Source organism: Streptomyces sp. NPDC001492, assembly GCF_053597275.1.
In genome coordinates, this window is record NZ_JBSFHW010000003.1 from 367,973 (window position 1) to 393,770 (window position 25,798).

The 25,798-nt window shown below is 70.7% G+C and carries 22 protein-coding genes and 1 pseudogene; 9 read left to right on the forward strand and 14 right to left on the reverse strand.

From position 1 onward, the window contains the following. Nucleotides 1-89 precede the first annotated feature (89 nt). The 9 genes from ACWC1K_RS05820 to ACWC1K_RS05860 form a co-directional block, all read right to left on the reverse strand. Nucleotides 90-1,085: a LacI family DNA-binding transcriptional regulator gene (locus ACWC1K_RS05820; protein ID WP_450828996.1), complete on the reverse strand. Its 996-nt coding sequence runs from the start codon at nt 1,083-1,085 to the stop codon at nt 90-92. A gap of 57 nt (nt 1,086-1,142) precedes the next feature. Next, nucleotides 1,143-1,814: a GntR family transcriptional regulator gene (locus ACWC1K_RS05825; RefSeq protein WP_450828997.1), complete on the reverse strand. Its 672-nt coding sequence runs from the start codon at nt 1,812-1,814 to the stop codon at nt 1,143-1,145. A 41-nt stretch (nt 1,815-1,855) separates the two neighbouring features. Then, the gene (locus ACWC1K_RS05830) at nt 1,856-2,857 is read right to left on the reverse strand and encodes a proline racemase family protein (protein WP_450828998.1); all 1,002 of its coding nucleotides are present in this window, start codon (nt 2,855-2,857) and stop codon (nt 1,856-1,858) included. Nucleotides 2,858-2,875: 18 nt separating this feature from the next. Further along, nucleotides 2,876-3,766 (reverse strand): dihydrodipicolinate synthase family protein, encoded by an 891-nt coding sequence (locus ACWC1K_RS05835; RefSeq protein ID WP_450828999.1) that lies wholly within the window; start codon nt 3,764-3,766, stop codon nt 2,876-2,878. Beyond that, nucleotides 3,763-5,175 (reverse strand): FAD-dependent oxidoreductase, encoded by a 1,413-nt coding sequence (locus tag ACWC1K_RS05840; RefSeq protein WP_450829000.1) that lies wholly within the window; start codon nt 5,173-5,175, stop codon nt 3,763-3,765. Before ACWC1K_RS05840 ends, ACWC1K_RS05835 begins: the two co-directional genes overlap by 4 nt. Continuing rightward, nucleotides 5,165-5,467, reverse strand: coding sequence for a (2Fe-2S)-binding protein (locus ACWC1K_RS05845; protein ID WP_450829001.1), 303 nt, complete (start codon nt 5,465-5,467; stop codon nt 5,165-5,167). The genes ACWC1K_RS05840 and ACWC1K_RS05845 overlap by 11 nt, the downstream gene beginning before the upstream one ends. Further along, nucleotides 5,464-6,615 carry an NAD(P)/FAD-dependent oxidoreductase gene (locus ACWC1K_RS05850; protein ID WP_450829002.1) on the reverse strand — a complete coding sequence of 384 codons (1,152 nt, stop codon included), beginning with the start codon at nt 6,613-6,615 and terminating at the stop codon, nt 5,464-5,466. The genes ACWC1K_RS05845 and ACWC1K_RS05850 overlap by 4 nt, the downstream gene beginning before the upstream one ends. A gap of 255 nt (nt 6,616-6,870) precedes the next feature. Beyond that, on the reverse strand, nt 6,871-7,278 hold the full coding sequence (locus ACWC1K_RS05855) for a hypothetical protein (RefSeq protein WP_450829003.1): 408 nt from the start codon (nt 7,276-7,278) through the stop codon (nt 6,871-6,873). Between the two features lie 450 nt (nt 7,279-7,728). Then, entirely contained in the window at nt 7,729-9,762 is a 2,034-nt protein-coding gene (locus ACWC1K_RS05860) for a WD40 repeat domain-containing protein (RefSeq protein ID WP_450829004.1), read from the reverse strand. Between the two features lie 945 nt (nt 9,763-10,707). Between ACWC1K_RS05860 and ACWC1K_RS05865 the strand changes: the two genes are divergently transcribed. The 3 genes and pseudogenes from ACWC1K_RS05865 to ACWC1K_RS05875 all read left to right on the forward strand — a co-directional run. Continuing rightward, complete coding sequence (locus ACWC1K_RS05865; protein WP_450829005.1) at nt 10,708-13,593, forward strand: AAA family ATPase; 2,886 nt, start codon at nt 10,708-10,710, stop codon at nt 13,591-13,593. A gap of 498 nt (nt 13,594-14,091) precedes the next feature. Beyond that, the gene (locus tag ACWC1K_RS05870; RefSeq protein ID WP_450829006.1) at nt 14,092-14,619 is read left to right on the forward strand and encodes a hypothetical protein; all 528 of its coding nucleotides are present in this window, start codon (nt 14,092-14,094) and stop codon (nt 14,617-14,619) included. 54 nt (nt 14,620-14,673) lie between these two features. Beyond that, a pseudogene (locus ACWC1K_RS05875) lies at nt 14,674-15,029 on the forward strand (hypothetical protein); the annotation flags it as partial. Between the two features lie 6 nt (nt 15,030-15,035). Here ACWC1K_RS05875 and ACWC1K_RS05880 read toward each other — a convergent pair. Then, nucleotides 15,036-15,698, reverse strand: a complete 663-nt coding sequence (locus tag ACWC1K_RS05880; RefSeq protein WP_450829007.1) for an MmyB family transcriptional regulator — start codon at nt 15,696-15,698, stop codon at nt 15,036-15,038. A gap of 223 nt (nt 15,699-15,921) precedes the next feature. Here ACWC1K_RS05880 and ACWC1K_RS05885 point away from each other — a divergent pair, with 223 nt between their 5' ends. After that, nucleotides 15,922-16,575 (forward strand): helix-turn-helix domain-containing protein, encoded by a 654-nt coding sequence (locus ACWC1K_RS05885; RefSeq protein WP_351468443.1) that lies wholly within the window; start codon nt 15,922-15,924, stop codon nt 16,573-16,575. A gap of 32 nt (nt 16,576-16,607) precedes the next feature. Continuing rightward, the gene (locus ACWC1K_RS05890) at nt 16,608-17,138 is read left to right on the forward strand and encodes a toxin-antitoxin system, toxin component (protein ID WP_450829045.1); all 531 of its coding nucleotides are present in this window, start codon (nt 16,608-16,610) and stop codon (nt 17,136-17,138) included. A 194-nt stretch (nt 17,139-17,332) separates the two neighbouring features. Here the strand turns inward: ACWC1K_RS05890 and ACWC1K_RS05895 are convergent, their stop codons facing one another. Continuing rightward, entirely contained in the window at nt 17,333-18,376 is a 1,044-nt protein-coding gene (locus ACWC1K_RS05895) for an alpha/beta fold hydrolase (RefSeq protein ID WP_450829008.1), read from the reverse strand. Nucleotides 18,377-18,598: 222 nt separating this feature from the next. On the opposite strand from ACWC1K_RS05895, the gene ACWC1K_RS05900 reads away from it, so the two are divergent. After that, nucleotides 18,599-18,826 carry a hypothetical protein gene (locus tag ACWC1K_RS05900; protein ID WP_450829009.1) on the forward strand — a complete coding sequence of 76 codons (228 nt, stop codon included), beginning with the start codon at nt 18,599-18,601 and terminating at the stop codon, nt 18,824-18,826. A gap of 13 nt (nt 18,827-18,839) precedes the next feature. On the opposite strand, the gene ACWC1K_RS05905 is transcribed toward ACWC1K_RS05900, so the two are convergent. Then, nucleotides 18,840-19,523: a 4'-phosphopantetheinyl transferase family protein gene (locus ACWC1K_RS05905; protein ID WP_450829010.1), complete on the reverse strand. Its 684-nt coding sequence runs from the start codon at nt 19,521-19,523 to the stop codon at nt 18,840-18,842. Next, nucleotides 19,520-20,380: a metallophosphoesterase family protein gene (locus ACWC1K_RS05910; RefSeq protein ID WP_450829011.1), complete on the reverse strand. Its 861-nt coding sequence runs from the start codon at nt 20,378-20,380 to the stop codon at nt 19,520-19,522. The genes ACWC1K_RS05905 and ACWC1K_RS05910 overlap by 4 nt, the downstream gene beginning before the upstream one ends. A gap of 267 nt (nt 20,381-20,647) precedes the next feature. Here ACWC1K_RS05910 and ACWC1K_RS05915 point away from each other — a divergent pair, with 267 nt between their 5' ends. From ACWC1K_RS05915 to ACWC1K_RS05925, 3 genes are all read left to right on the forward strand, one after another. Next, on the forward strand, nt 20,648-21,769 hold the full coding sequence (locus tag ACWC1K_RS05915) for an ATP-grasp domain-containing protein (protein ID WP_450829012.1): 1,122 nt from the start codon (nt 20,648-20,650) through the stop codon (nt 21,767-21,769). Nucleotides 21,770-21,982: 213 nt separating this feature from the next. Beyond that, nucleotides 21,983-23,668 carry a carbohydrate binding domain-containing protein gene (locus ACWC1K_RS05920; protein ID WP_450829013.1) on the forward strand — a complete coding sequence of 562 codons (1,686 nt, stop codon included), beginning with the start codon at nt 21,983-21,985 and terminating at the stop codon, nt 23,666-23,668. A 131-nt stretch (nt 23,669-23,799) separates the two neighbouring features. Then, nucleotides 23,800-24,537, forward strand: coding sequence for a hypothetical protein (locus ACWC1K_RS05925; RefSeq protein WP_450829014.1), 738 nt, complete (start codon nt 23,800-23,802; stop codon nt 24,535-24,537). Nucleotides 24,538-24,544: 7 nt separating this feature from the next. Here the strand turns inward: ACWC1K_RS05925 and ACWC1K_RS05930 are convergent, their stop codons facing one another. Next, nucleotides 24,545-25,795 carry an alpha-L-fucosidase gene (locus ACWC1K_RS05930; protein ID WP_450829015.1) on the reverse strand — a complete coding sequence of 417 codons (1,251 nt, stop codon included), beginning with the start codon at nt 25,793-25,795 and terminating at the stop codon, nt 24,545-24,547. Nucleotides 25,796-25,798 lie beyond the last annotated feature (3 nt).

Sequence of the window (25,798 nt, forward strand, 5' to 3'; positions counted from 1 at the left end):
AGCGGTGGGCGCCGCACACTCAAGCACCGCCGACATCGGTCCGCAAGATGTCGCGCAGAATCTGTAATTATTCGACAGAGAATCGGATCTCAGGGACGAGGGGCTTGCGCGGTCGATCCGCGCACCACCAGCTCCGGCTCGAACAAAAGCTCTTCGATGGGTACGGAACCACCGCCGACCTGCGCGTTCAGCAGCTCCACGGCCGCCCGGCCCATCGCCTCGATGGGCTGGCGGACGGTGGTCAGGGGCGGCTCGGTGCAGTTCATCAGCGCGGAGTCGTCATAGCCGACGACCGAGACCCGGCCCGGCACGTCCAGTCCCTTGCGGCGGGCGGCCCGGATGACACCGAGGGCGAGCGGGTCGCTGGCGCAGATGAACCCGGTGACACCGCGGTCGATCAGCCGGGAGGCGGCCGCGTGACCGCCCTCGATGGAGAACATCGCGCGCGCGACATGCTCGTCGGGGAGGTCCCCGAGGGTCTTGGCGGCGGCCAGTTTGCGGGCCGAGGGAACGTGATCGTCCGGCCCCAGCACCAGCCCGATCCGCTCGTGCCCGAGCGAGGCCAGGTGGCGCCAGGCCTGCTCCACCGCCACCGCGTCGTCACAGGACACACCCGGGAAGCCGAGGTCCTCGATGGACGCGTTGACCAGCACCACCGGGATGTTGCGCTCGGCGAGCCGCCGGTAGTGGTCGTGCGGGGCGTCGGCCTGGGCGTACAGACCGCCGGCGAAGACCACGCCGGAGACCTGCTGTTGCAGCAGCAGCTCCACGTAGTCCGCCTCGGAGACGCCGCCCTTGGTCTGGGTGCACAGCACCGGGGTCAGGCCGAGCTGGGCGAGGGCGCCGCCGATCACCTCGGCGAACGCCGGGAAGATGGGGTTCTGCAGCTCGGGCAGGACGAGGCCGACGAGCCGGGCGCGCTCGCCGCGCAGCTGCGTGGGCCGCTCGTAGCCGAGGACGTCCAGGGCGCTGAGCACCGCCTGCCGGGTGGCCTGCGAGACCCCGGGCTTGCCGTTCAGCACCCGGCTGACCGTGGCCTCACTGACCCCGACCTTCTTGGCCACCTCAGCAAGTCGTCGCGTCATACGCGCAAGAATAGCGCAAGAAATGCAAGCGGCTTGCGTGATGGGCGCTCCGGGCTGTCAGTGGGCTGCCCACAGCCCCCGGACGTGCCCGAGATGCCGCGTCATCACCTCGCGCACGGCCTCGGCGTCGCGGGCGAGCAGTGCGTCGAGGAGTTCGATGTGCTCCTCGGCGGAGGCCTTCAGCCGTCCGGTCTCGACCAGGGCCGTCAGTCCGTACAGGCGTGAACGCTGCCGCAGGTCCCTGACGACTTCCACGAGATGGTCGTTGCCGGCCAGGGAGAGCAGGGCGAGGTGGAAGTGCAGGTCGGCCTCGACGTAGTCGGTGAGGTTGCCGCGCGTGGCCGAGGTGACGATCTCCGTGGCGAGCGGGCGCAGCGCCTTCAGATCGTCGAGGGCGGCAGTGGTCGCGAGGCCGACGGTCGTCGGGATCTCGATCAGGGACCGGATGTGGGTGTACTCGTCGAGCTGTTTCTCGGAGACCTCGGTGACCCGGAACCCCTTGTTCGGGACGATCTCGACCATGCCCTCCTTCACCAGCTCCAGCATCGCCTCACGCACCGGAGTCGCGGAGACGCCGAGGCGGGGGGCGAGGGTCGGCGCCGAGTACACCTGGCCGGGGCGCAGTTCGCCGGAGATCAGCGCGGCCCGCAGCACGTCCACGACCTTCTCCCGGAAGTTGGGCTTCCTGCCACCGAGCGAGGGAAGGGAGGGGCGGTGCTGCTGGGCCATCGTGATCGTCCTCCTTGGGTTACCGGACATTATCGGGCCGGCTACAGGACGAACCCCGCGGGGAACGGGTCCTCAGGGTCGAGCAGGTACTGGGCGGTTCCGGTGATCCAGGCGCGGCCGGTGAAGCTGGGCAGGACGGCGGGGCGGCCCGCGACCTCGGTGGTGCTGAGGAGGCGGCCGGTGAAGCGGGTGCCGATGAAGGACTCGTTGACGAACTCGGTGTGCAGGGGCAGTTCGCCGCGCGCGTGCAGCTGCGCCATGCGCGCGCTGGTGCCGGTGCCGCAGGGTGAGCGGTCGAACCAGCCGGGGTGGATCGCCATCGCGTGCCGGGAGTGGCGGGCGCCTGCGCCGGGGGCCAGCAGGTGGACGTGGTGGCAGCCGCGGATGGACGGGTCCTCGGGGTGGACGGGCTCGTCCTCGGCGTTGATGGCGTCCATCAGCGCCAGCCCCGCCGCGAGGATGTCGTCCTTGCGGGCGCGGTCGAAGGGGAGGCCGAACTGGTCCAGGGGGAGGATGGCGTAGAAGTTTCCGCCGTATGCCAGGTCGTAGGTGACGGTCCGCCCGTCGGCCAGCGTCGCCTTGCGGTCGAGCCCCGCCGCGAACGACGGCACGTTCCTCAGCGTCACCGACCTGGCCGCGCCGCCCTCCACCGCCACTTCGGCGACCACGACTCCGGCCGGGGTGTCGAGGCGGATGGTGGTGACCGGTTCGACGACCTCGACCATGCCGGTCTCCACGAGCACGGTCGCGACGCCGATCGTGCCGTGCCCGCACATCGGCAGATAGCCGGACACCTCGATGTAGACGACACCCCAGTCGCAGTCGTCCCGGGCCGGCGGCTGGAGGATCGCACCGCTCATCGCGGAGTGCCCGCGCGGCTCGTTCATCAGCAACTGCTTGATGTCGTCGCGGTGTTCGCGGAAGTACAGCCGCCGCTCGTTCATCGTCGCGCCGGGGATGGTCCCGATCCCGCCGGTGATCACACGGGTGGGCATGCCCTCGGTGTGCGAGTCGACGGCGTGCAGGACGAGTCTGCTGCGCATGGCCTGCCTCCTTGTGGGTTACGCGAGTCCGGCGGCGACGGCCTTCTCGGTGGCCGCCCGTACGACGGCCTCCTGTTCGGGCAGCAGCGGCATACGGGGCGGCCGCACCGGCCCGCCGTGCCGCCCGACGATGTCCATGGACAGCTTGATCGCCTGGACGAACTCCACCTGGGAGTCCCACCGCAGCAGCGGATGCAGCTGCCGGTAGAGCTGGTTCGCGGTGGTCAGATCGCCGTCGACGGCCGCGTGGTAGAGCTCCACGCTCGCCGCGGGCAGGGCGTTCGGATAGCCGGCCACCCAGCCCTTCGCACCCGCGATCGCCAGCTCGAGGAGGACGTCGTCGGCGCCGATCAACAGATCCAGTTCCGGGGCGAGTTCGGCGATCCGGTACGCGCGCCGGACGTCCCCGGAGAACTCCTTGACGGCGCGGACGTACCCCTCACCGTGCAGCTTGGCGAGGAGTTCCGGCACGAGGTCGACCTTGGTGTCGATGGGGTTGTTGTACGCCACGACCGGTACGCCCGCCTTCGCGACCTCCGCGTAGTGGGCGAGCACCGAACGCTCGTCGGCGCGGTAGGCGTTGGGCGGCAGCAGCATCACCGCGTGGCAGCCGGCGTCGCGGGCCTGCTCGGCCCAGCGGCGGGACTCCGCGGACCCGTACGCGGCCACCCCGGGCATGACCCGCTGCCCGCCGATCGCGGCGACGGCCGTCTCGACGACCTTGGCGCGTTCCTCGGGGGTGAGCACCTGGTACTCCCCCAGCGAGCCGTTGGGGACGACGCCGTCGCAGCCGTTCTCGACGAGCCAGGCGCAGTGCTCGGCGTACTTGTCGTGGTTCACCGTGAGGTCGTCGTTCAGCGGCAGTGCGGTGGCGACGAGGACTCCGCGCCAGGGACGGTGGTCGGTCATGAGGATCCTCTCCCGGTGGGGTGTGTGTCCTCGCGGGCGAGGACACCGAGCGGTACGGGACGGGCGAAGGGCCGTCTGGACGGGGTGAGTCGGCACCCGGCGAGCCCGGCGACCGCGGGTGCGCACACCCGGCCCTGGCACCAGCCCATCCCGGCCCGGGTCAGCAGCTTCACCGTGCGGACGTCACCGGCGCCGAGCTCCGCGACGGCCTCGCGGATCGCGGAGCCGGTGACCTCCTCGCAACGGCACACGACGGTGTCGTCGGTGATCAGCTCGCTCCAGTGGGCGGGCGGCGCGTACACGGCGTCGAGCGTGGCGGCGAACTCCCGTAGTCGGCCACGGGTCCTGGTGGCCGCGGCCCACTCGCGCGGGTCCGGTGCACGGCCCGCGAGGCGGGCCGCGGCCGAGCGTCCTGCGATGTGGCCCTCGGCCAGTGCGAGGGCCGAACCGCCGATGCCGGTGGTCTCGCCCGCAGCCCATACGCCGGGGACATCGGTGCGCTGCTCGCCGTCGACCTGCACGTTCATGCCGTCGAGGCGGCAGCCGAGGGTCTCGGCGAGGTCGGTGTGCGGGAGCATGCCGTGGCCGACGGCGAGGGTGTCGCAGGCGATGCGGCGGGCGGTCGCGGGACGGACCCGCCCCTCGCCGTCGAGCGCGGCGACGGTCACCGCCTCCAGCCGCTCGGTGCCGTGTGCCTCGACGACGGTGTGCCGGGCGAGGACGCGCACGCGATGCCGCAGCAACCGAACGGCGTATCCGGCCCCTTCGGTGAGCTTGCCCGGTTGGGCCGCGAGCGCCCGGGACCGTCGTACGAACGCCCTGGGATCGGCGGATTCGACCAGCGCGGCAATCCGCACTCCGGCCGCGGCGAGGCCGGTCGCGACCGGCAGCAGCAGCGGCCCGGTGCCGGCGACCACGACGGTGCGTCCGGACACGGCGAGGGTTCCCTTGAGCATGGCCTGGGCGCCGCCGGCGGTGAGAACGCCGGGGAGGGTCCAGCCGGGGAAGGGCAGCACCTTCTCGTAGCCGCCGGTGGCCAGGAGCACGGCGTCGGCGTGCACGGCGACCGGGTCCTCCTGCTCGGGGCCGAGCAGGGCGTGCACGGTGAACCGGCCCGCGTGCCGTTCGACGAACCAGACGTGATGGTCCGTCAAGTGCGTTACTGCGCCTGCCTTTACGTATGTGTCGAGCCCGTCCCGCAGTCGCGTCCAGGTCCGCCAGTCGTGGTGCAGCGCCTGGGGGCGGCGCGCGCGCAGTTCGGCGGCGGGCTGCCGGTAGAACTGGCCGCCCGGTCGTGCGGCCGAGTCGAGGAGCGTGACCCGCACGCCGTGCGCGGCGGCGGCCACGGTGGCGGCCAGGCCCGCCGGGCCCGCGCCGATGACGGCGAGATGGGGTCGGTCAGTCGTCATGGCCGGTCCCCTCCTGGGTGCGGATCGCGTCGCCCGGCTGGAGGGAAACGAGGCAAGCCCGTTGATTGGGGCGGTCGTTGACGGTCACCAGACAGTCGAAGCAGACGCCGATCCCGCAGAAGACGCCGCGCGGGCGGCCTCCGTCCCGGGTGGTGCGCCAGGAGGTGACCCCCGCTGCCCAGAGCGCGGCGGCGACCGTCTGGCCGGGCAGCGCCTCGATCTCCCGGCCGTCCAGCGTGACCGGGAAAGCCGGGCGCGGGTGGGCCTGTGCCAGGTCCAGTGGGGAGCTCACGGGGTCTCCTCGGGGAAGCGGTCGGGGCGGAACGGGGCCAGGTCCAGGTCGGGTGTCTTCGCGGTCAGGGTCTGGGCGATCAGGTGCCCGGTGCCGGTCGCGAGCCCGATGCCCGCACCCTCGTGGCCGCAGGCGTGGAAGAGGCCCGGAACGCGGGGATCGGGGCCGATGGCGGGCAGATGGTCGGGCATGTACGGGCGGAAGCCGGCGTACGAGCGGATGGCGCGGACGTCGGACAGGAACGGGAACAGCCGGGTCGCGCCGGCCGCGAGGGCGCGCAGGGCCGGCAGCGAGAACGACCGGTCGAAGCCGACCCGTTCACGGCTCGCGCCGATCAGGATCGGTCCCGCGGCCGTGCCCTCCACGACCGGCGAGGTCTGCAGCGCGGCCGAGTCGCTGGCCACGTCGGCCACGTAGTCGGCGGCGTACACCTTGTGGTGGACCATGCGCGGGAGCGGTTCGGTGACGAGGACGAAGCCGCGCCGCGGGAGGACGGGCAGGCCGGTGCCCGCGAGGGCGGCGAGTTCGGCGCCCCAGGTGCCGGCCGCGTTGACCACGGCCGGAGTGTGGATGTCACCTCTGTCGGTACGAACTCCCCGTACCGTCCCGTCAGTTGTCCGCAGAACCTCCGTCACCGTCCGTCCGGTGAACAGGCGCGCGCGGGAGGCCCGGACGAGGTGGGCGGCGGCCAGGGCGGGCATGACCTGGGAGTCCTGCGGGTAGTGGACGGCGCCGGGCAGACCGGGGGCCAGATGGGGTTCGAGTTCGTACAGTTCGGTGCCTGTGGCTGTCGTGGCGGTCACTCCGGCGGCTCGCTGCCCGGCGGCGAAGTCCTCCAGTGCGGCGAGACCGCCGGGGGAGGTGGCCACCACCACGCCGCCCTTGGCCTCGTACTCGACGGCCTCCCCGAACTCCCGCGCCAGTTCGGCCCACAGGCGCTGGGAGAGCAGGGCGAGGTCGAGTTCCGGGCCGGGCTCCTTGTCGGAGACGAGGAGATTGCCCTCCCCCGCCCCGGTGGTGCCGCCGGCCACGGGGCCGCGGTCCACGACGACGACGTCCAGGCCGGCTCGGGAGGCGTAGAGGGCGCAGGCGGCGCCTGTCATACCGGCTCCGACGATCACGACATCGCAGGTCAGTGACTGACTCACGACAGTACTATGTCACATATCACTGATCCTGAACATGGTGCGCGCACGGCCGGTCGCAGCCGCAGCTGAGCGAAGGGGGGCCGCTGAGCGTGGCGGCGGTGAAGGCTGTCGTGTGCGGCGGTGTGCCCTGAGCATCAGGTGACGCTGCTGGATCGGTGTCCGGCGTGCGGTTGGGTACTGCGGTTGGGGGAGCCCGGCTCGTTGTGGGATCCGCCGGCTCCTGACCGGCGAGCCGGGCACTGGGCACAGCGAGGATCAGGACTGACTGAGGGCACGCTCGAACTCGCTGGTGAAAACGCCAAAAGAGGTCTGCGCGTCTATGGCCTCGGGGAGGCTCGATCCCCCGCCGGTCTTGACGTTGCGCAGGCAGTGGGAAGCGGCCGTCTGGACCCGATTGAGCGTCTCCTGCCAACTGGTGTTGACGATCTTGTCAGGCGGGTCACGGAATGCCTTCGCCGCCTTCACGTCATCGAGCACCTGAGTGCAGCGCCGCGCGATCGTGGGGTCCGCAGTAGACTGATCGCTCGCGTCCACCAGGGTCTTCAAATCCGTGGCGATGGCCCTCACGTGTTTCTCGCTGCCGTTCTTGACCCAGCCCGCCATCGTCTCCTTGTCCTCGGAGCACCCGGCGAGGGCGGTGAGCAGCAGGGCCGTGCCTGTCATGACGAGAACACCTCGTACGGCAGGACGGGAGCGGACCGTCATGTTCACGGGACAGCATCCTTCTCTTCGTGTCCGCGTGTCTGGCCCAGGCGCCTTCGCCCACGCTTCCAGAGCAGCATGCCGCCTCTGGGAAACCCTCATGTACTACCCCCTCCGCACCGACACCCGGTGCACGCAATGCGCCATGATCGCAAGACGCAGCCCCGGATACACCGGGGAAATTACTGACTTGTGCACGTAGCGGAACGGGGCTCAGAGGTCATTCTGCGCGGGCTTGGGGGTGAGTTGCTTGTGTCGGTGCGCGGGCGGTCGTAGCAGCCGGGACAGTTGCCTCTCGGTCGGGCGATTTCCGCGCAGCCACCGGTCGGATCCGAGGCGGCGACCAGGCGCCGCGCAGGCGTACGTGTTCCACGGCTGAGTGGCGCACAGATGCTTGCGCGGCCGAACGGTTCATTGCCTGGCGAGCGGGAGTTTGAGGACTCCACGGTCATGTCCGACGATCAGTTCTGGGCCTGCGGTGGCCAGGCAGGTCAGCGTCACGTCCAGGGCGATGTGTCGCACCGCGCCGGATTCCGGTTCCCATGTCCGCAGTCTGTTCCCGCTCTTGCTGCCGGTGACCAGGACAGTGCGGCCGTCGGGCAGGGTGGTGCCGGTGATGACCGGTAGGCCGGCGGTGCCTGTCGAGGCCGGCAGACCGTCGCCGATCGGGGCACCGGTGGCAAGGTCCCACAGCATGACCACGCCGAGGTTGTCTCCGGTGGCCAGCACCGTTCGGTGAGGTGTGGGCACGGCCGCCACAGTTGCCACACGGTGATCGGCATCCTTGAGCGATTGTGCGCTCAACTGGACGGCCGCGCCTCGTTCCCAGGGGTCGTCGACGGCCGGATCCCACACGTGAACGCGGCCCCCGGTGTCCGAGGCCGCGATCAGCGTGTGGCCGGCGGAGATCGGGACGGCGGTGATCGACTGGATCGGACTGCCATAGGGGTTGAGGCGCCCGACGGGCTCACCGGTGAGTGGGTCCCACAACCGCACCGCGCCGCGGGGGGTGGCGGTGACGAGCAGGGTCCGACCGTCGGGGACGGTCGCCGTACACATTCCGGTGACCCCGCCGGGCCAGTCGCCGACCGGTTCGCGAACCGGCTGCCCAGTGAGCGGATTCCACAGGGCGATGGTCCCGCTGTCGCCTCCGCTCGCCAGAAGGATGCGGCCGTCAAGCAGAGTCAGGGCGGTCATGGAGCGGATGCGGTCAGGATGTCCTGGCAGCGGTTCATGGACGAGTCGGCCGTCGGCCACGCTCCACAGGCACACCACGCCCCTGTCCCCGCCTCCCGCCACGAGGGGTGGCCGACCCGGGCGGGTCACTACCGTCAGTGCGTCGACACCCCCTGCTGCGCCGGCCTCGGAATCCGAGAACACCGAGATGTGGCCCCAGGGGGAGCCGTCGCCCGCGAGCAGAGCGTTGCCGTCCTGTCGGAACCGGGTCGCCGCTTCATGTGGCCGGTCGGCCGCCGCGGACTCCACCGTCGCAGCCGGCCCGTCGGAGGCCGCCTCGGTTGTCGTCAGATTGTTCTGGGGGTGCGCTCCGGCGGGGTTCTCCGTCAGCCCGTCGGCGATCGTCCATGTCCGCTCGCAGTCCCAGCAGTGGAAGTACCCGGTCAGCATCATCAGTTCGCGGGCCCATTCCCTCCCCACCTGTGGCGGGCTGCCCGTGACCGCGACCGTACCGGCGGCCAAGCACAGCACGGCCTGCCCCGGTGCTTCGGAGGGTAGTCCCGCCTCCGCGACTCGGCGTGCCACCCGCAGGAAGGGCTCCCACCCCTCCCCCAGCGCCTCCTCCCGCAACACTGCGGCCACCTCGCCCCACGGGTGTTCTCCCTGGCGGACATGGATGGGCTCAAGAAGCTCCGGGGCTTCGAAAGCCGGACGCACCGGGTCCACGAAGAAGTCGGGGATCTCGGTGTCGCTCTCGCACCCGGGACAGACCAACAGGAGGCCGCTCTCCTTGGGATCGACAAGCCGCCCCAGCGCTTCGCCCATGTGGTGGCCGGCGAAGGCCACGCAGGAGAGTACGAGGTGGGCGCAGACCTCCGGGGGAGCGTTCCCGGCAAGGAGGCTTTGTGCGGCCGCCCGCTCGGCCAGACGCAGTGCGGCGCTGAACCCCACCTCGAGATCCGCCGGGACGGGAGGCCTGTAGTCCGCGGTCACGATGAATCCCAGGTCCACCCAGAAATCCACGGACTGGCTCGGAGGCAGGGCCGCTGCCGCCTCGACGAGATGTGGCAGGGCCGCGTAGGCCCCGTCGGACACGATTCCGTCATCCATCAGGCTTTCGGCCATGTACGTCCAGGCCTGCCGCCATTCACTGCCGGTGCCGCCGGCAGCCGTGGAAGCCATCTGCTCCAGGAGCGCTTTCACCTCCTCGGCTGTCACTCCGTCGAAGTCGAGCCAACGAGGGCTGTGCAAGGACAACTTGGGAATCATGCAGTGATTCTCACAATCAGCGCTGACCTACAGGGGACAAGGGGTTGGCAGCCCTTCGTTCCCAGCGAGGCACCTGTGCGCGCGGGAGGTACGCCGTGGCCCGGCGGATCGAGGTGACGTGCGGTTCGGCACGGTGTCGTACGTCGCCCACGGATCAGCTGATCTACTGATCGTCGTGTCGCGCGGCAGGCGAGCGCCTCGGCGCGGACCGGATCGCCGGACCGGGCCGGACCGACCTGCTGCCGTTCCCCATCGGAGTAAGTACCGTGTCGCCCACGGTCAGCCGGTACCGGCCGAGGGGGATCACCGATAGGCCCCACAGCACGAACCACTTGGTGGCGAAGTGACTGCCGTCGCGGTTGCGGTGGCTGTAACCGAGATATGTGGTGCCGATTCCATTCAAGGTCGACATATACGTGCCCTCCCGGCACTCGACGTCCGAACAAGCGTCCAGAAATCCGACCGACAAGCCGGGCTGTACGGGGGCGGGTTCCGCAGGCCTGGGCTGAGGCCTCCCACAAGGGATCCGGCAAGTGCTTCGGATGACATCCACCGAACCGTGGCAGCGCCCAGGGGGACCGGCGTCATGTCGAGGGGAAAGCGTCATATGCGGCGCCTTACGGGAACACCGTAAAACTACGTAAGGGACCACGTACGTTGCGCCGTCAGGCGTGCACACTGCCGGGCTTGCACCTCTTTCGGACCGGACCGGACCGCTGCGGCCTCCGGCTCCGAGGTAGCGGCCCGGGCGATCCGGTGACTCGTGAAACTGGCCGGGCCTCCACACGGCGACCGCTGCCCGACGGCTCTCCACCATTCGTGACGGACGCGGCGGGTCGACGCTCCCCAGCAACGGAACCAACACGTAAGTCGAGCGAGTCCACGCAATGGCGGATGTATGAAGATACGACCTGGTCGTGTTCGCTGGAGACGGGAGACCCACTGGTGTCAGGGTTGGACGAGACAGCGATGACGCTGGTCGGCAGAGCCGAGGAACTCGAGCGGCTCAGCTCGGTGCTCGGTCGTTTGGGGCAGGACGGCGTTCCCGCTGTCGTCGACATCGCCGGCGACGCAGGCATGGGCAAGAGCCGGCTGCTGAGCGAGGTCTGTGCGCGGGCGCAGCGGCTTGGGCTGGCCGTGGTACGCGGCAGGGCCACGGAGTACGAGCGGCATACTCCGTTCCAGACCTTCACAGACGCGTTCGCCGACGTCGACCGTGCCTTTCTCGACTCGGGCGCCGTACCCGATGCGGCGATGCCCGTGCTGCGGGGCGTCGACGGTGCGCAGGGCACGCGCAGCCGCGACCGGTTCGGCCTCTACCGTGCCGTGGCCGAGGTGCTGACCGGGCTCGGGGAACGCGGCGGGCTGGTGATGGCCCTGGACGACCTGCACTGGGCCGATCCCGCCTCCCTGGAGCTGTTGGACCACCTGGTACGGCACCCGGTGAGCGGGCGGGTGCTTCTGCTCGTCGCTCGCCGGCAGCGTCAGACGCCGCCCTCCCTCGCCGCTGCCCTCACACGCGGCGTCGACACCGCAGCCGTACTGCCGATGGTTCTGGGGCCGCTGCCCGAGCGGGACTCGATCGAGGCGCTCGCCCCTGACCTGCCGCCGGCCGACGCGAAGCAGATCTACGCATCCAGCGAGGGCAATCCGCTCTACCTCCGCTCCCTGCTGCACGCCTACCGGAGCGGTGCGTCGTCGCCCGGCACCACCGCCCGGGCCCACGACGGCATCGCGTCCGGCGTGCCGAGCGGCCTTGCCTCCCTGCTGTTGGACGAGCTGAGCGCGCTGACCGAGGCACAGCGCCGCGCCGTCGAAGCCGTGGCGGTCCTCGGCGCCCACACCACACCCGCCATGCTGGCTCTGACGGTCCCGCACACCACGGCGGACGAACTCGACGACTGCCTGGACGCACTGGCCCGGCGCGACCTGCTGCGCATCGGATCCGACGGCCGCTGGATGCTGCGCCACCCGCTGCTGCGGGCGCTGGTCTACGAGAACACCGCCGCAGCGCGCCGCCTCGCGATCCACCGCGGCGCGGCGGACGCACTGGCGCGGGCCGGAGCGTCCGCCGCCGAGCGCGCTCATCACGTCGAGCGGTCGCTGCATGACTGGGATCCCGCGGCGGCGGCCGTACTGACCGAGGCGGCCGCCCAGTTCACCCATACGGCGCCCGCGACCGCCGCCCATCTGCTGGACGTCGTACTCCGGCTCATGCCTCCCACACCCGCATACGCCCAGCAGTGTGGGGAGTTGACGCTGGCCCGCGCCCGTGCCCTCGCCGTGGGAGGCGGTCTGCGGGAGAGCCGCGACCTGCTGCACACGCTCATCAGCGGATCCGGGCAGGACGACACATCGCTGCGCGGGGACGCCGTAGCGTTGTACGCCGCGTTGGAACGGCACCTCGGTCACTCCCCAGAGGCGACCGCCCTGTTGCAACGGGAGTTGGCCCGCAGCCCCCTTCCCGGGCCCCGCCAGGTGGTCTCCCTGGGGCTCGCGCTCGGCATGACCGCCCTGAACACCGTCTCCTATCCCGACGTACGCCACGTCATCGAGCGGACGCTCGCGGTGGCTCGCGCCCACGGCGACCTCACGGGAGAGCTGGGGGCTCTGGCCCTGGGGGCCTTGGGAGAGGCCTACGAAGGGGAGACGACAGCCGCCCGAGCGTTCGCCGACGCCGCCGCCGGGATCGCGGACTGTCTGACCGGCCCCCACCTCACGGAACTGGGGGAAGCGCTGGTGTGGCTGGCCTGGGCGGAAGCCCTGCTGGAGCGCTACGCCGACGCGGAACGCCACGCCGACCGCGGACTGGACATCGCCCGACGCGGCGGCCAAGTCCACGTTCTGCCCCACCTGTTGAGCAGCAAGGCCTTCGTGCACCTCAACACCTGCGAGCTGTCGTCCGCCCTGGAGTCGGCCGAGGAAGCGGAGTCCGTCGCACGCGCGATCGGCAGCAGCGACCTCCTCGCCTTCACCCTGTGCTTCAAAGCACTGATCCTGCTGGTGCACAGTCCCCTGGGTGACACCAGGGCGCTGGAGACCGCAGAGGAGGCCGTGGCCACGGTCGGCCGAAGCAGCCACTGGTGGGCTTCGCTGGCCAGGTGCATGCTCGGCCACACGGCGCTCGTGAACGGCGATCCGCACCGCGCGCAGGAGTCGATCCTGAAAGCCGGCGGCCCCGAACTCCTGCGACTGCAGCCCTCAATACGCCCCGGCCAGCTGGACACCCTCGTCAGCACCGCGCTCGCGACAGGCGACTCGGAGCAGGCCGCGCACTGGGCCGCACTGGCCGTCCAGGAAGCCGACCGGATGGGACTGAGCGGCCAGCACGGGGCGGCGCTGCGCGCCGAGGCCGCGCTCGCCCAGCATCACGGCGACAACCGCGCGGCGGCGGACCTCTTCGAGCGCGCCGCGCGGGCGTACGTACCCTCCGGCGCGACACTCTGGGAGGCGTACTCCCTGCTGCTGGCAAGCGCCCAGGCGCAGGCCGCCGGCGACGGTCCGCGCGCCCTGGTGATGTGGGAGCGAGCCCACCGCATCGCCGACACAGGCGGCGCACGCCTGCTGTCCGACCTGGCCGCACTCGTCCGCCCCCAACCCGAAAAACTTCCCCCCACACCCACGGAGCTCGACCAACTGACCGCACGAGAACGGGAGATAGCCGAGCTCGTCGCCGAAGGACTGGGCAACCAGGCCATCGCGACGAAGCTGTACCTCAGCCGCCGTACCGTAGAGACCCACCTCTCAGCCATCTACCGGAAGACCTCCGTGCCGTCCCGATCAGCGCTGGCAGGCCTCATGACGCGTGCCGCCCTCGGTCGGCGCGCATGAACAACGCGTCTCAGCGTGTCCACTTGCGCCGTCGCGGGATCAGGGCCCTCGACAGTCTGGTCGCGACAGCGAGGAGATCACCGTCTCCTACGTCCGCCCGCTCCGCCGGCGTCCGCCACGGCCTGATCCACCGGCACGGTGACCTGCGCGCGGCCCGGGCGGAGAGGGGAGAGGGCCGGCCAAGTCCCTTGGCGCCGTCGACGGCAAATCGACGTTCTGGCCACGGGTCGCACCAGCGCATCAGCTGACCGACGGCTCCGGCGTTGACGACGACGCGCCGCTATGCCGGCTCGAGTTGAGGCGGCATGAGGTCACGCGAGCCCATGCCGGTCGGCACCGTGGACGTTACGGCTGCAGACCGTGCATCTGGGTCCGCTTCAACACGTCAGAGGCCCGACTGAGGCTTGAGCTTCGGCGCCCCTCTCGCCGGGCATTGAACCGTCCAGGGCTTCAAGAACCGGGGGAAGTGTTGTGCGCGAACGGGACAAGGCTCTGGCCATGGGGAAAGACGCCGACTACGGCAGCTATGTGCGGTTCGCGTGCCCTGCCTCTTCGCGCGTGTGGGCCTTCGCCGGGCCCCTTGGCGTATTGCAGGGATGGGGCACCACGGTCGATCTCGTCCACATCTTCAAGGGGGAGGGTGGCTGGTTGCACGGCTGGTTCGCCCCGCTCAGCGGACTCTGGACCGTGTTCTTGATCGGCTGCTGTTTCGTGTCCCGGTACGAGCGGCGCACGGGCGGCCCCACCCCCCGGCTGTACTGCTTCCAGCGCGGAGTCGTGGTGGCCACCGGCGACGTCCTGCGGGCCTACCGCTGGACCGAGCTCACCCTTCACCGCAAGGAATGGCGGAGCGGGAGCGGGGAGAGTGCCGACTGGGGGACGCGCGTCACCGTGACGGCGCGGGACGGCAGTGTGATTGTCGTGTTCGAAGGGAACGAGCCGGACGGCGCCGGCTGCTTGAAGATGGAGAAGCTCCACGAGGCGGCGGTACGCGAACCCGGGGAACCCAGGCCCGCGACGCCGTAACGGAGCAGCGCGGCTCCGAGGGCGATGTACGGCCGCTCCTGCTGGACCTCGTAACGCGCGGTTGCCGGGCCGTACGTTGACTCCTCTGCTCCGACGAGTGCAGCCTCACGCTGTCCGCGCCGGTACGGATGGAGGGGCGGTTCGCCGGAGTGGCCGCGGCGGACGTGTATCTGCGGCACTTCGAGGCGGCCGTGCTGCCGATGCTGCGCAGGCTGCCCGGGCCTGCCCATCTGGTGAACGCCCGCGGGCGGGTGGCCGCCTCCGCCGACCCCGCCCATCTCGCGGGACCCCTCACGAAGGGGCCGGATTTCGCCGCCGTGCTGCAGCGGGGGCGGCCCGGACGGTTTCGCGGACTGCGGCTGGTCCCCTGCCGGGACGTCCCGCTCGTCCTGGTGATCTCCCCGCGCTGATCCCGGTCAGACCTCGGGGGCCGGCACCACCCGCAGGTGCGCCGCCGCATGCCGGGGCCCGCGCACCCTGGGGCGGGCGGGGCGGGTTTCGCGCAGTACCAGCGTCATCCGCGTGTACCCCATGTCCTGCAGCGTCCTCGGGGTCTCGTCCACGACACGGCAGTCGGTGGCGCCCCAGCGCGGATCGGGGTGCGTCAGGGGGCGTACGGCGCCGTCGTGTGCCACGGCCTGTTCGCCGACCGCGCGGATCCAGTGCGGCAGGCCCTGCCGGTAGGCGGCCTCCATGATCGGGTCCTGGGCGATGTCACGGCGGATGGACTGCAGTCCGTGGTCGTGGCCGTAACGCTCGACGGCGGCCGCGAAGTGCGCGAGCATCGGCAGGCACCAGCTGCACTCGTGCTCGCCGAGGACCGTGCCCGCGTCCGGGTGGAACAGCACGAACCTGAGGAAGTTGTCGCCGGGCATCGCTGTCGGATGCGGGCTCACCTCACGGAAAAGTGACGCGAAAGCATTGTTGGAGAGAACGACGTCCCAGCGGTGGTCGAGGACGACGGAGGGAAACGGAACGGCCTCCAGGAGGGTGGCGTAGTCCTGCAGATACGCCTGGGCCTCGAGACTCTCGGGGACGGGCCGCGGTGCCGGACGCTGCCCTCCTGCCTGATATGCCATCGGGAGGTCACCCCTCTTGCCTCTGCGGCCTTCACGCGGCGCCTTGATCCTGCGGCCCCGGATCGAGTCGTGTCAACTATCGTGGCATTTCATGCTTGTTGACGGCTGAAATTGGCCACAGTTGTGGCGACACCTGGATGTGAGTTCGAACTACCCGGTAATCTCCGTCAAGTTCACGGCAACCGCTTGTGAGAAGCCTGTGCGAAACGTAGGAGATCTGTCGGTGACGGATGGCTTCGAGGGTCCGGGCACCACGGCTACGACCGCTGCGCTGCCGGCCGTCGTCGCTCGCGTCACCGCGCTCGCCGACCGGCTCGGCGTACCGCACACGGAGGTCTTCGACACCGGCCGTCTGTCCGCCGCCTCCGGCGTCCCCGAGCCCGTGGTCAGAGCCCTGCTCAGCGGCCGTCCCGCTGGCGAGCCCGATGTGCAGGAGCGGTTTCTGCAGCGGCTCGACCTGCTGCGGCGCACCCGGCTCAAGCCCAACGGGCGCAAGTACACCCAGCAGGAGATCGCCGACGGCGCGGGCATGTCGCGCCAGCAGGCGGGTGCGCTGATCAACGGCGACCGGCGCCCCACCATGGAGCACTGCGACGCCATCCAGCGCTTCTTCCGGGTGCACGCCGGATTCCTCACCGCCGAGGACCCCGAAGCCCTCACGGGCGCCCTCCAGAGCACGGAGCAGGAACTCCTGCACAAACTCGCCGAGCGGGAGGCGGCCGCGGCCGCCGACGACCCGCTGGAGCGGCTGCTGCAGGACCACGGCGTGCGCGGAATCGCCTGGCGGGCCGCACAACTGCCCACCGACCAGCACCGCGACAAGGTCGCGGAGTGGCTGGACATGCTCCTGGAGAGCGTCAAGCGGCCCGAGTCGTGAGCCTGGGGAGAGCTGTGGGCATCGGAAGGGACATGCGCCGCTTGTGCGGCGAGCTGGTCGCGGAGCTCACCCTTGCCGCTCCCGCACCGCCCGAGGACCTGTACGGCGCGCTGTGCGCGGCGATGAGCAGACGCCGCGGCCGCCCGGTGCACTTCCGCACGGCCGCCTTCCCGACCGGCACAGCGAGCGGGCTGTGGCTCGACATGACCGACCAGGACCTCGTCGTGATCGAGGAACGGACCGCGCCGGACCACCAGTTGGTGATCCTCGGCCACGAGCTGTGGCACATGAAGGCCGGCCACTGCGGCCATCATGTCGAGGGCGCCCGGGTCGCGGCCCGCCTGCTCAGCGACGACGCGGACCTGCGGGACACCGTCCGCAAGGTGGCCGCCCGCAGCCGTTTCGACCTCGCCGAGGAGCAGGAGGCCGAGTCCTTCGGCCTGCTGCTGGCCAGCAGGTGCCGTACCTGGCTGGCGGGCCCAGGGGTACGGGGGCCGGTGCAACGCGATCATCTCGCGGGGCGGATCGAGGCGTCGTTGGGGTATCTGGGGCCGCAGGGGTAGTGGCGGACGAGCGGCACGGGTGCGCACGTCAGCGGCGCCACCCGCTGTTCCTCACCGGCCGGCGGAGCACGTCCCTGATGCGCCACCGCAGCTTGCGGGCCCGCGGGGTCCCGGTGGAGTAGCCGGTGCGGAACCCGATGTCGTCAGCGGTGCGCCCCAGGGGTGTTCCCTCGGGCGAGTACCGCGGTGGCATGTCAGGTCGCACTGCGCTCGCTCGCCTCCCTCAGATCCCGCTCCACCTTGCGGTTGCGGGCCGTGTCCGGCCGGCCCGCGGTGGTGCCCGGCCGCCCCCCGACGAGCAGTTCGCGCCAGTGCTCCCGGCTCCAGTCCGCCGGACGCGTGGTCGCCGTGAACTCCTCGACCAGTGACACGAATCGTGCGGGGTCGCTGTGGAACGGGAAATGGCCCGCCTGTTCGAAGATTTCCAGGCGGCTGCCCGGCATCGCCTCGTGCGCCCCGTACGCGTGCCGCACCGGCACCACGCTGTCCCGGTCGCCCCACAGCAGCATGGTCGGCATGCCCTCGGTGAGATAGCACCGGTCGAGCATGGTGACGACCTGGCCGCGCCAGTCGACGACCGCGCGCAGGGTGCGGATGAACGCGTTGCGGGAGGTCTCGTCCGGCAGCGCGTCGACGAGGGTGAGCAGTTCGGGTGCGTCCTGGCCGAGGTCGGTGTCCAGGAGCTTCATCAGACGCACCGCCAGCCCCACTTGCAGCCGCATCCCCGGCAACCGCAGCGTGGACAGCATCAGATGGGCACCGGGCAGGGAGACCAGCCGCAGCACGGGGTTGACCTCGCGTCCCACCCCGCCCGCGCTCACCAGGATGAGCCGCTCGGTGCGCTCGGGGAACTGGTAGGCGAACTGCATGGCCACGCCCCCGCCCAGCGAGTGCCCGACCAGCGTCGCCGACTCGATGCCGAGCGTGGTGAGCAGGTCCCGCACGCCGTTCGCGTACGCCGCCACCGAGTAGTCGGCGCGCGGTTTGTCCGAAGCGCCGTGCCCGAGCAGGTCGGGGGCGATCACGGTGTGCGTGCGGGCCAGGTCGGGGATCAGCTCGGCCCAGGTCGCGGAGGAGTCGCCGATGCCGTGGATGAGCACCAGCGCCGGTCCCTCGCCGGCCATGCGGAAGGCGCGCCGGTATCCGTGCACCATGCGGTACTGCAACTCGAGTTCTCCGTCGCCCACCGAGCGCAGCCGTACAGCGCGCACCGGGTGCCGTCGTGGGACGTCGGCCACGCACTCGCCTCCCCGTTCCAGGGCCGCGCACAGGCGGCCGAAAGCCCTTGTCCTCCAGCGTAGAACTCCTTTCCCACAAGGGATTTCGAGGACGTTTCGCCTCCGCTAAGCGGGCGAACGGACCGGTGGCCGGACCCCATTGTCAGTGGCGGGCGGCAAGCTGGAGTCGCGCCCCCTTGTGCGGGGTGCGACCGACGACGCCGACACGGGGAGAGCCGACCGATGCCCACAGCCGTACTGACCGACCGCGAGCGCACCGCCGTACAGGCCTATCTGCGGCTCCTGCACACCGTACGAGCCGCGTTCGACGGTCCCCCCGGCTCCTCTCGACCACCCGTCGTACCGCCCGCCGTGCTCGCCGAGGCGGAGCAGGCACTGGCGGCCGCGGGACTGGCGGGGAACGAGGAGGAGTTCTTCCGGCTGCTGCGGAGCTGGTGCCCGGAGCCGTGACGGCCGGCGGGGGTCAGCGCGTGTGCGAGACGGTGATCGCCGTCGCCACCAGCCCCCGCTGGACGGTCCACCGGCCCTCGAAGTGGCCGAGCCGGCGGCCGCCGACCAGTGGGCCGGGGACGAGGAGTTCGGCGCGGAAGCCGCCGTGCAGCCGCTCGTCGGGGTCGACGAAGACCTCGATGTCGGCCTCGGTGAACTCCAGCCACAGTCCGGTGAGGGGGAACCACGCCTTGTAGACCGATTCCTTGGCGCTGAACAGCAGCCGGTCCCAGTGGACCTCGGGGTGCCGCACGGCCATGTGGCGCAGCCTGGCCGCCTCGGCGGGCAGGGCCACGGCGTCCAGCACGCCTCCCGGGAGCGGCCGGTGGGGTTCGGCGTCGATGCCGACGGAGGCCAGGTCGGTGGTGCGGACCAGCGCGGCGGCGCAGTAGCCGTCGCAGTGGGTCATGCTGCCGGCCAGGCCGGGCGGCCAGCCCGGTGCGCCGCGTTCGCCGGGCAGGAGGGGCTGGGCGGGCACGCCGAGCTTCTCCATGGCGCGGCGCGCGCAGGCGCGTACGAGGGCGAACTCGCGGCGGCGTTTGTGCACCGCCTGCGCGACGACCTCCGCCTCCTCGGGGTACAGCGGCGCGGGCTCGCTCCCGTCGTCGCCGTGCACCTCCACGGCCACCACCTCGTCCGGCAGCAGCTCCTCGATCACCGGACCCCGACCTCCTTCGGCAGCACACGGCGCAGTCTCCCCGGCGGCTGCGGCCGCTTGCGCCATTCGCGGGGGTAGCCGACGGACACCTCCTCGAAGCGGACGCCCTCGTGCCAGGTGGTCCGCGGGATGTGGAGATGCCCGTACACCATGGTCTCCACGCGGAAGCGGCGGTGCCAGTCGGCGGTCAGCTCGGTGCCGCACCACATCGCGAACTCCGGATGCCACAGGACGTCACAGGGGTGCCGGTCCAGCGGGTAGTGGTTGACCAGGACGGTCGGCAGGTCGGCGGGGAGCGCGGCGAGCCTGCCCTCGGTCTCGGCGACCCGGGCCCGGCACCAGGCCTCGCGGCTCGGGTAGGGGTCGGGGTGCAGCAGGTACTCGTCGTTGCACACGATGCCGGTGCCGTGCGCGTACTGGAGGCCCTGCTCCTTGGTGGTGCAGCCGGCCGGCAGGAACGAGTAGTCGTAGAGGAGGAAGAGCGGTGCGACGGCCACCGGGCCGCCGGCGCCCTCCCACACCGGGTAGGGGTCCTCGGGCGTCGTCACGCCGAGCTCGCGGCACATGGCGACCAGGTGCTCGTAGCGGGCGACGCCGCGCAGGGCGACGGGATCCTTCGGATGGGTCCACAGCTCGTGGTTGCCCGGCGCCCAGATCACCTTGTGGAAGCGGTTCGCCAGCGTCTTCAGGGCCCAGCGGATGTCGGCCGCGCTCTCCGAGACGTCGCCGGCCACGAGCAGCCAGTCCCCGTCCGACTCGGGGCGCATCGCCTCGACCAGGGCGCGGTTCTCGGCGTATCCGATGTGCAGGTCGCTGATGGCCAGCAGCTGAGCGGCACCACCGGCCGTCGACGTCACGTTCCGCCCCCTCCGTCCACGCAGCGCATCCACGCCGTCACGAATGGGACCACGAGAACACATTTCCCGGTTCACCGACAAGGCGGCAAGATCGGTGAATCCGTAACACGTACGTTGCACGCGCGGCCTCCGGGAGGCCGTATGATCGCCCCAACACCACCGCCATGAAATTCCCTTCATTCAAGGGCGGTTTGGTGACCCTCCAACTCCCCTGCCCGGGCACGGGCTGCTCAGCCCTGCCCGCGAACCGTGAAAGGACGGCCCTGCATGGTCTCTCGCGTACGCGTCTGGCTCAACCGCACGTACGCGGAGAACGTGTTCTTCATGGATCAGCTGCGGCGAAATCCCAGCGATCGGGCCGTCGAGATCCATGCGACGCACGGGGACGCGGACTCCCCCGTGCTGGCCGCCGCCGACACCGCCGATCTGGAGCCGGAGGGCCTGTCCCCGGCCGCGTACGTCGAGTACGCCCTCGACCAGTGCCAGCGGCGCGGCATCGACGTGTTCGTGCCCCGGTTGCAGCAGTCGGCGATCGTGGCGCACCGCGCCGACTTCGAGGCGGTCGGTACGGCGCTGCTGGCACCGCCTCCGGAGGCGGTGGCCGTCTTCCACGACAAGGTGATCGCGTACGAGGCGGTCCAGGCGATCGGGGTGCCCGTGCCGCCGTGGTGGCGGGTGCGGACCGCGGATGAACTCGTCGCCGCCGTGGAGGAGTTGGAGGCGGGCGGGCACAAGGCGTGCTTCAAGCCGGCGTCCGGCGCGGGCGGCGTGGGCTTCCGCGTGATCACGCGCACCCCCTTCTCGCTCGTTCACCTCAACGGCTTCCCGGGCCCGCATGTGCCGCTGGATCTGGTCGTGGAGGCCCTGGAGCGGGCCGACGAGCCCGTCGACTGGCTGGTGATGCCGCGTCTGGAGCAGCCGGAGGTCTCGGTGGACTGCCTCACCGGTCCTGACAACCGGGTGCGGCTGGCGATCGGGCGCACCAAGAACGGGCGGCGGCGCGGGTTCACCCTGCACGAGCAGTGGCTGGAGCCGGCGCGGCGTCTCGCCGAGGGGTTCGGGCTGCACTATCTGTCGAACATCCAGTTCCGGATGTTCGGTGACGAGCCGGTGCTGATGGATGTCAACACGCGGCCCGCCGGCGGGTTGCACCAGCTGTCGCTGTGCGGGGTCAACGCGCCTTGGGCGGCCGTGCAGCTGGCTCTCGGGGAGGACCCCGGGGAGATGGTGCCGCCGTTCCTGGGGCAGGACTACACGGTGGTGGCGGGGCCGCGGCCGCTGCGGGCGGTTTCGCTGCCGCAGCAGAGGGTTGAGGCGGAGCCTCTGTTGCCGGCGGTGCCTGCGCCTGTTGACTCCGTCGAGGTCTCGGCTCAGGTCCTGCCGCTTTAGGCTTTCGGCCGGCAGCGGGCCGCGTGTGGCTTGTGTCGCGCCCACGCGGCGGAGCCGCAGATCGATACGGCCCCGCGCTCCTGAAGAAGCTCACCGGTATGGACCAATTCGGCGCCAGGCCTTGACACCGAGATTGGTCCATACCAACTTGTGTTGCGCACCTCTCTGCACCTCCGTGCACTCCCGAACACCCCCATTCCCCAGGGAGATCGCGTGCGCAACACACTCGGACGTCACAGACGTCGGCTTCTTGCCCTGCTCGGCTCCGCTGCTCTCGCGCTCGCCGGAGCCATCGCCCTTCCCGGTACGGCCCAAGCGGCCAACATCCTGACCAATCCCGGCTTCGAGTCGGGCAGCCTCTCCCCCTGGACCTGCACCGGCAGCCTCGGCTCGGTCGTCTCCTCCCCCGTGCACGGCGGCTCCAAGGCCCTTGCGGGAGCGGTGAGTTCGAGCGACAACGCGCAGTGCAGCCAGACCGTCTCGGTCCAGCCGAACACCACGTACTCGCTTCAAGGGTGGGTGCGCGGGTCCTACGTCTACCTCGGCGTGAACGGCGGTGCGTCGACGTGGACGACGTCCCCGTCGGCGTACAGCCAGCTGTCGGTGTCCTTCACGACCGGCGCCTCGCAGACCAGCGCCACGATCTACGTCCACGGCTGGTATGCCCAGGGGACGTACTACGCCGACGACATCAGCCTCGACGGCCCCGGCGGGGGCGGCGGCTCGGACACCCAGGCGCCGACCGCGCCGACCGGGCTGACCTCCACCGGCAAGACCTCGTCGAGCGTGTCGCTGAAGTGGAACGCCTCGACGGACAACGTCGGCGTCACGGCGTACGACATCTACAGCGGCTCGAACAACGTCCTCAGCGTCTCCGGCACGACCGCCACAGTCAGCGGGCTCTCGCCGAGCACGGCGTACACCTTCACCGTCAAGGCGCGGGACGCGGCCGGGAACACCTCCGGGGCGTCCAACTCCGTGTCCGTCACCACGGATGCGGGCGGCGGTGGCGGCACCGGCTTCAAGCAGGCCGCGCCCTATCTGTACGAGGGCTGGGGCGATCCGCCGAGCCCGTCGACGGTGATGAGCGCGACCGGCGTCAAGTGGTTCACGATGGCCTTCGTGCTCGACTCCGGCGGCTGCACTCCCGCCTGGGACGGCAGCCGGCCGCTGACCGGCGGTGCCGACCAGTCCGCGATCAACGCCATCCGCTCGGCCGGCGGTGACATCGTGCCGTCGTTCGGCGGCTGGCAGGGCAGCAAGCTGGGCGCCAACTGCTCCTCCGCGAGCGCGCTCGCCGGGGCCTTGCAGAAGGTGATCGACGCCTACTCGCTGAAGGCGATCGACATGGACATCGAGAACTCCGACGAGTTCGAGAACGAGGCCGTCCAGGCGAAGATCCTCACTGCCCTGAAGACGGTCAAGGCCAACAACCCCGGCCTGCGGACCATCGTCACCTTCGGCACGTCGACGACCGGCCCGACGTACTACGGCAACCGGCTCATCGAGCAGGCGCAGTCGCTCGGCGCCAACATCGACGTCTTCACGATCATGCCGTTCGACTTCGGCGGCGGCTCCGACATGTACGGCAACACCGTCAACGCGGCGGAGGGCCTGAAGGCGAAGCTGAAGTCGACCTTCGGCTGGGACGACGCCACTGCCTACTCCCACATCGGGATCTCCGGCATGAACGGCCTGTCCGACCAGCAGGAGACCACGACCCCGGCGATCTGGACCCAGATCAAGGACTGGGCCAACAGCCACCACATCGCGCGGCTCGCCTTCTGGTCGGTCAACCGCGACCGGCCGTGCCCGGGCGGCGGCGTGGTGAGCAACTGCTCCGGAATCAGCCAGAACAACTGGCAGTTCACCTCCATCACGGCCGGTTTCACCGGCTGACACGGCTGGAAGAAGGGCTGGCGCCCGGGCCCCCGCGGCGGGAAGAATCTTGGACCTACCCGCCGCGGGGGCCTTCCCGCGGCTCGACGGCACGGGATCCGGGGGCGGTTCATGACCGAGGCGGCGCAGGCGTGAGGAGAACGAGCAGTACTGCCGGCCGATGCCTGTCGTTCCTCTTCGCCCTCGGCCTCGTCGCCCTGCTCGCCTCCTGCGGTGGGGGCGACTACAGCCGCGGCGGCAGTGGCGAGGCGCCGGGGCTGCGCCCCGGGCAGGCGGACTTACGGGCCTCGGTCGTGAGCGACCGCAAGCACCTCTTCAACGGGTCGCTCGCCTACGACCCTTCGGTGTCGATGTCCGTCGGCGGCAACCTGACCTACGACGTGCTGCTCACCGCCCGCGGGGAGAAGTCGTCGGGTACGGCTCAGGCCGCGCTGGTGACCCGGGCCTTCCAGGTGGGCGGGGTGGAGGGCGCCGCGCTGACCTGCGGGAGCAGGAATGTGCGGGTGGTCATGCTCACCGACTCGAAGCCGGAGCAGTTCATCGCCCAGCCCGGCGACACCGCGGAGTGGCAGTGGAGCGTTTCCGCCGACGAACCGGGCGACTACGACCTTGCGCTCAGCGTCACCACCTACCAGGGCGACACGGAACGCGCCCTCGACACCCTGCGGCCCCCGATCAGGCTCCGGCTGACCGTGCACGACACGTGGCCGCACCGCATCGACTCGATGAAGGACTGGCTCATCACGGCGGGCGGTATCGCGACCGCACTGGTCGCCGTCTACGCGCTACGGGCTCCCCTCACCGAGTTCGTGCGAGCTCGTGGGGAAGCCCGTCGGCAGCGCAATCAGAGCCGGGACGGCTATATGTGAGCGGGCCTCAGAAGCGGCCCGAACCGCGGTACAGCTCCAGCTCTCCCTGCAGCTCCACGGCCAGCACGGTCGCGTACGGATCGAGGTCCGCCTCAGCCGGCGGGTCGATCCACAGCACGCCCACCGCGTCGTGCAGCCCGCCGACCACCCGGTGGGCGAGTTCGGTGCCACTCCCCAGCACGGTGACCTTCCGGACCTCTGTCGCCAGGCCCCGGACGCCGATCTCGGCACGGGGGATGTCGAACAGGGTGAGGTAGAGGGTGCGGCGGTCGGCGGAGAGGGTGCTGGGCCCGTAGTGATGCCCGGCGGGCAGGCCGCGCACCGTTCCGTACACCGCCTCCGCGTGCCTGCGGATCCACTCCCCCAGGCCCTCCAGCCGTTCGACCTGGGGCTGCGGGATGGTGCCGTCCTCCATGGGGCCGACGTCCAGCAGGAGGTTCCCGCCGCCGCCGATCGTCTCCGTGAAGTAGCGGATCAGCTGGGCGAGCGACTTGTGGTTGTGGTCGTGGTGCTGGTAGCCCCACGAGTCGTTGATCGTCAGGCACAGCTCCCAGGGGCCGTCCGGCGGCACGATGGGGGCGCCCTGCTCCGGCGTCGCGTAGTCGCCCTCGCTGAGCATGCGGGCGTTGAAGACGACGTCGGGCACGTACGAGCGGATGAGCGCGGCGAGTTCGGGGATGCGCCACTGCTCCAAGCTGCGGTCCCACTCGCCGTCGAACCACATCAGGTCCGGCCGGTAGCGGGAGGCCAGCTCGCGGATCTGGCCGTCGCGGTAGGCGATGAACCGCTCCCAGGCCTCCAGGTCCTCGTCCTCGGCCGCGACCTCCGAATAGCGGTTGTCCTCCTGTTCCGGCGGGCGGCCCGGCTTGCGCGTGGAGGCGTAGTCGGGGTGGTTCCAGTCGGAGTGGGAGTAGTAGAAGCCGACCTTGAGGTCCTTCTCGCGCAGGGCCTCGGCGTAGGGGCCGAGGTAGTCCTTGCCGAGGTTGAGGTCGCCGTACTCCGTGTCCCACAGGGCGACGCCGTCGTGGTGACGGGACGTCAGGACCGCGTACTTCGCGCCCGCCCGGGCGAACAGGTCCGCCCAGGCCTTCGGGTCGTACTTGGCGCCCGTGAAGCGCTCCAGCTGGGACATGTACCGGTCGTGCGGCACGATGTCGTCGTAGAACGACCAGGACTCCTGGACGCCGTCGACGGCGTAGATCCCCCAGTGGATGAAGATCCCCAACTTGGCGTCGGTGAACCAGGGTTGCACGGCCATCCG

Bases quoted from the DNA above. Each gene is read 5' to 3' on its own strand.
- ACWC1K_RS05860 (WP_450829004.1), bottom strand. From the start codon at position 9,762: ATGATTCCCAAGTTGTCCTTGCACAGCCCTCGTTGGCTCGACTTCGAC.
- ACWC1K_RS05900 (WP_450829009.1), top strand. From the start codon at position 18,599: ATGCCCACAGCCGTACTGACCGACCGCGAGCGCACCGCCGTACAGGCC.
- ACWC1K_RS05830 (WP_450828998.1), bottom strand. From the start codon at position 2,857: ATGCGCAGCAGACTCGTCCTGCACGCCGTCGACTCGCACACCGAGGGC.
- ACWC1K_RS05855 (WP_450829003.1), bottom strand. From the start codon at position 7,278: ATGACAGGCACGGCCCTGCTGCTCACCGCCCTCGCCGGGTGCTCCGAG.
- ACWC1K_RS05820 (WP_450828996.1), bottom strand. From the start codon at position 1,085: ATGACGCGACGACTTGCTGAGGTGGCCAAGAAGGTCGGGGTCAGTGAG.
- ACWC1K_RS05835 (WP_450828999.1), bottom strand. From the start codon at position 3,766: ATGACCGACCACCGTCCCTGGCGCGGAGTCCTCGTCGCCACCGCACTG.
- ACWC1K_RS05870 (WP_450829006.1), top strand. From the start codon at position 14,092: ATGGGGAAAGACGCCGACTACGGCAGCTATGTGCGGTTCGCGTGCCCT.
- ACWC1K_RS05825 (WP_450828997.1), bottom strand. From the start codon at position 1,814: ATGGCCCAGCAGCACCGCCCCTCCCTTCCCTCGCTCGGTGGCAGGAAG.
- ACWC1K_RS05880 (WP_450829007.1), bottom strand. From the start codon at position 15,698: ATGGCATATCAGGCAGGAGGGCAGCGTCCGGCACCGCGGCCCGTCCCC.
- ACWC1K_RS05930 (WP_450829015.1), bottom strand. From the start codon at position 25,795: ATGGCCGTGCAACCCTGGTTCACCGACGCCAAGTTGGGGATCTTCATC.
- ACWC1K_RS05840 (WP_450829000.1), bottom strand. From the start codon at position 5,175: ATGACGACTGACCGACCCCATCTCGCCGTCATCGGCGCGGGCCCGGCG.
- ACWC1K_RS05915 (WP_450829012.1), top strand. From the start codon at position 20,648: ATGGTCTCTCGCGTACGCGTCTGGCTCAACCGCACGTACGCGGAGAAC.
- ACWC1K_RS05890 (WP_450829045.1), top strand. From the start codon at position 16,608: ATGCGCCGCTTGTGCGGCGAGCTGGTCGCGGAGCTCACCCTTGCCGCT.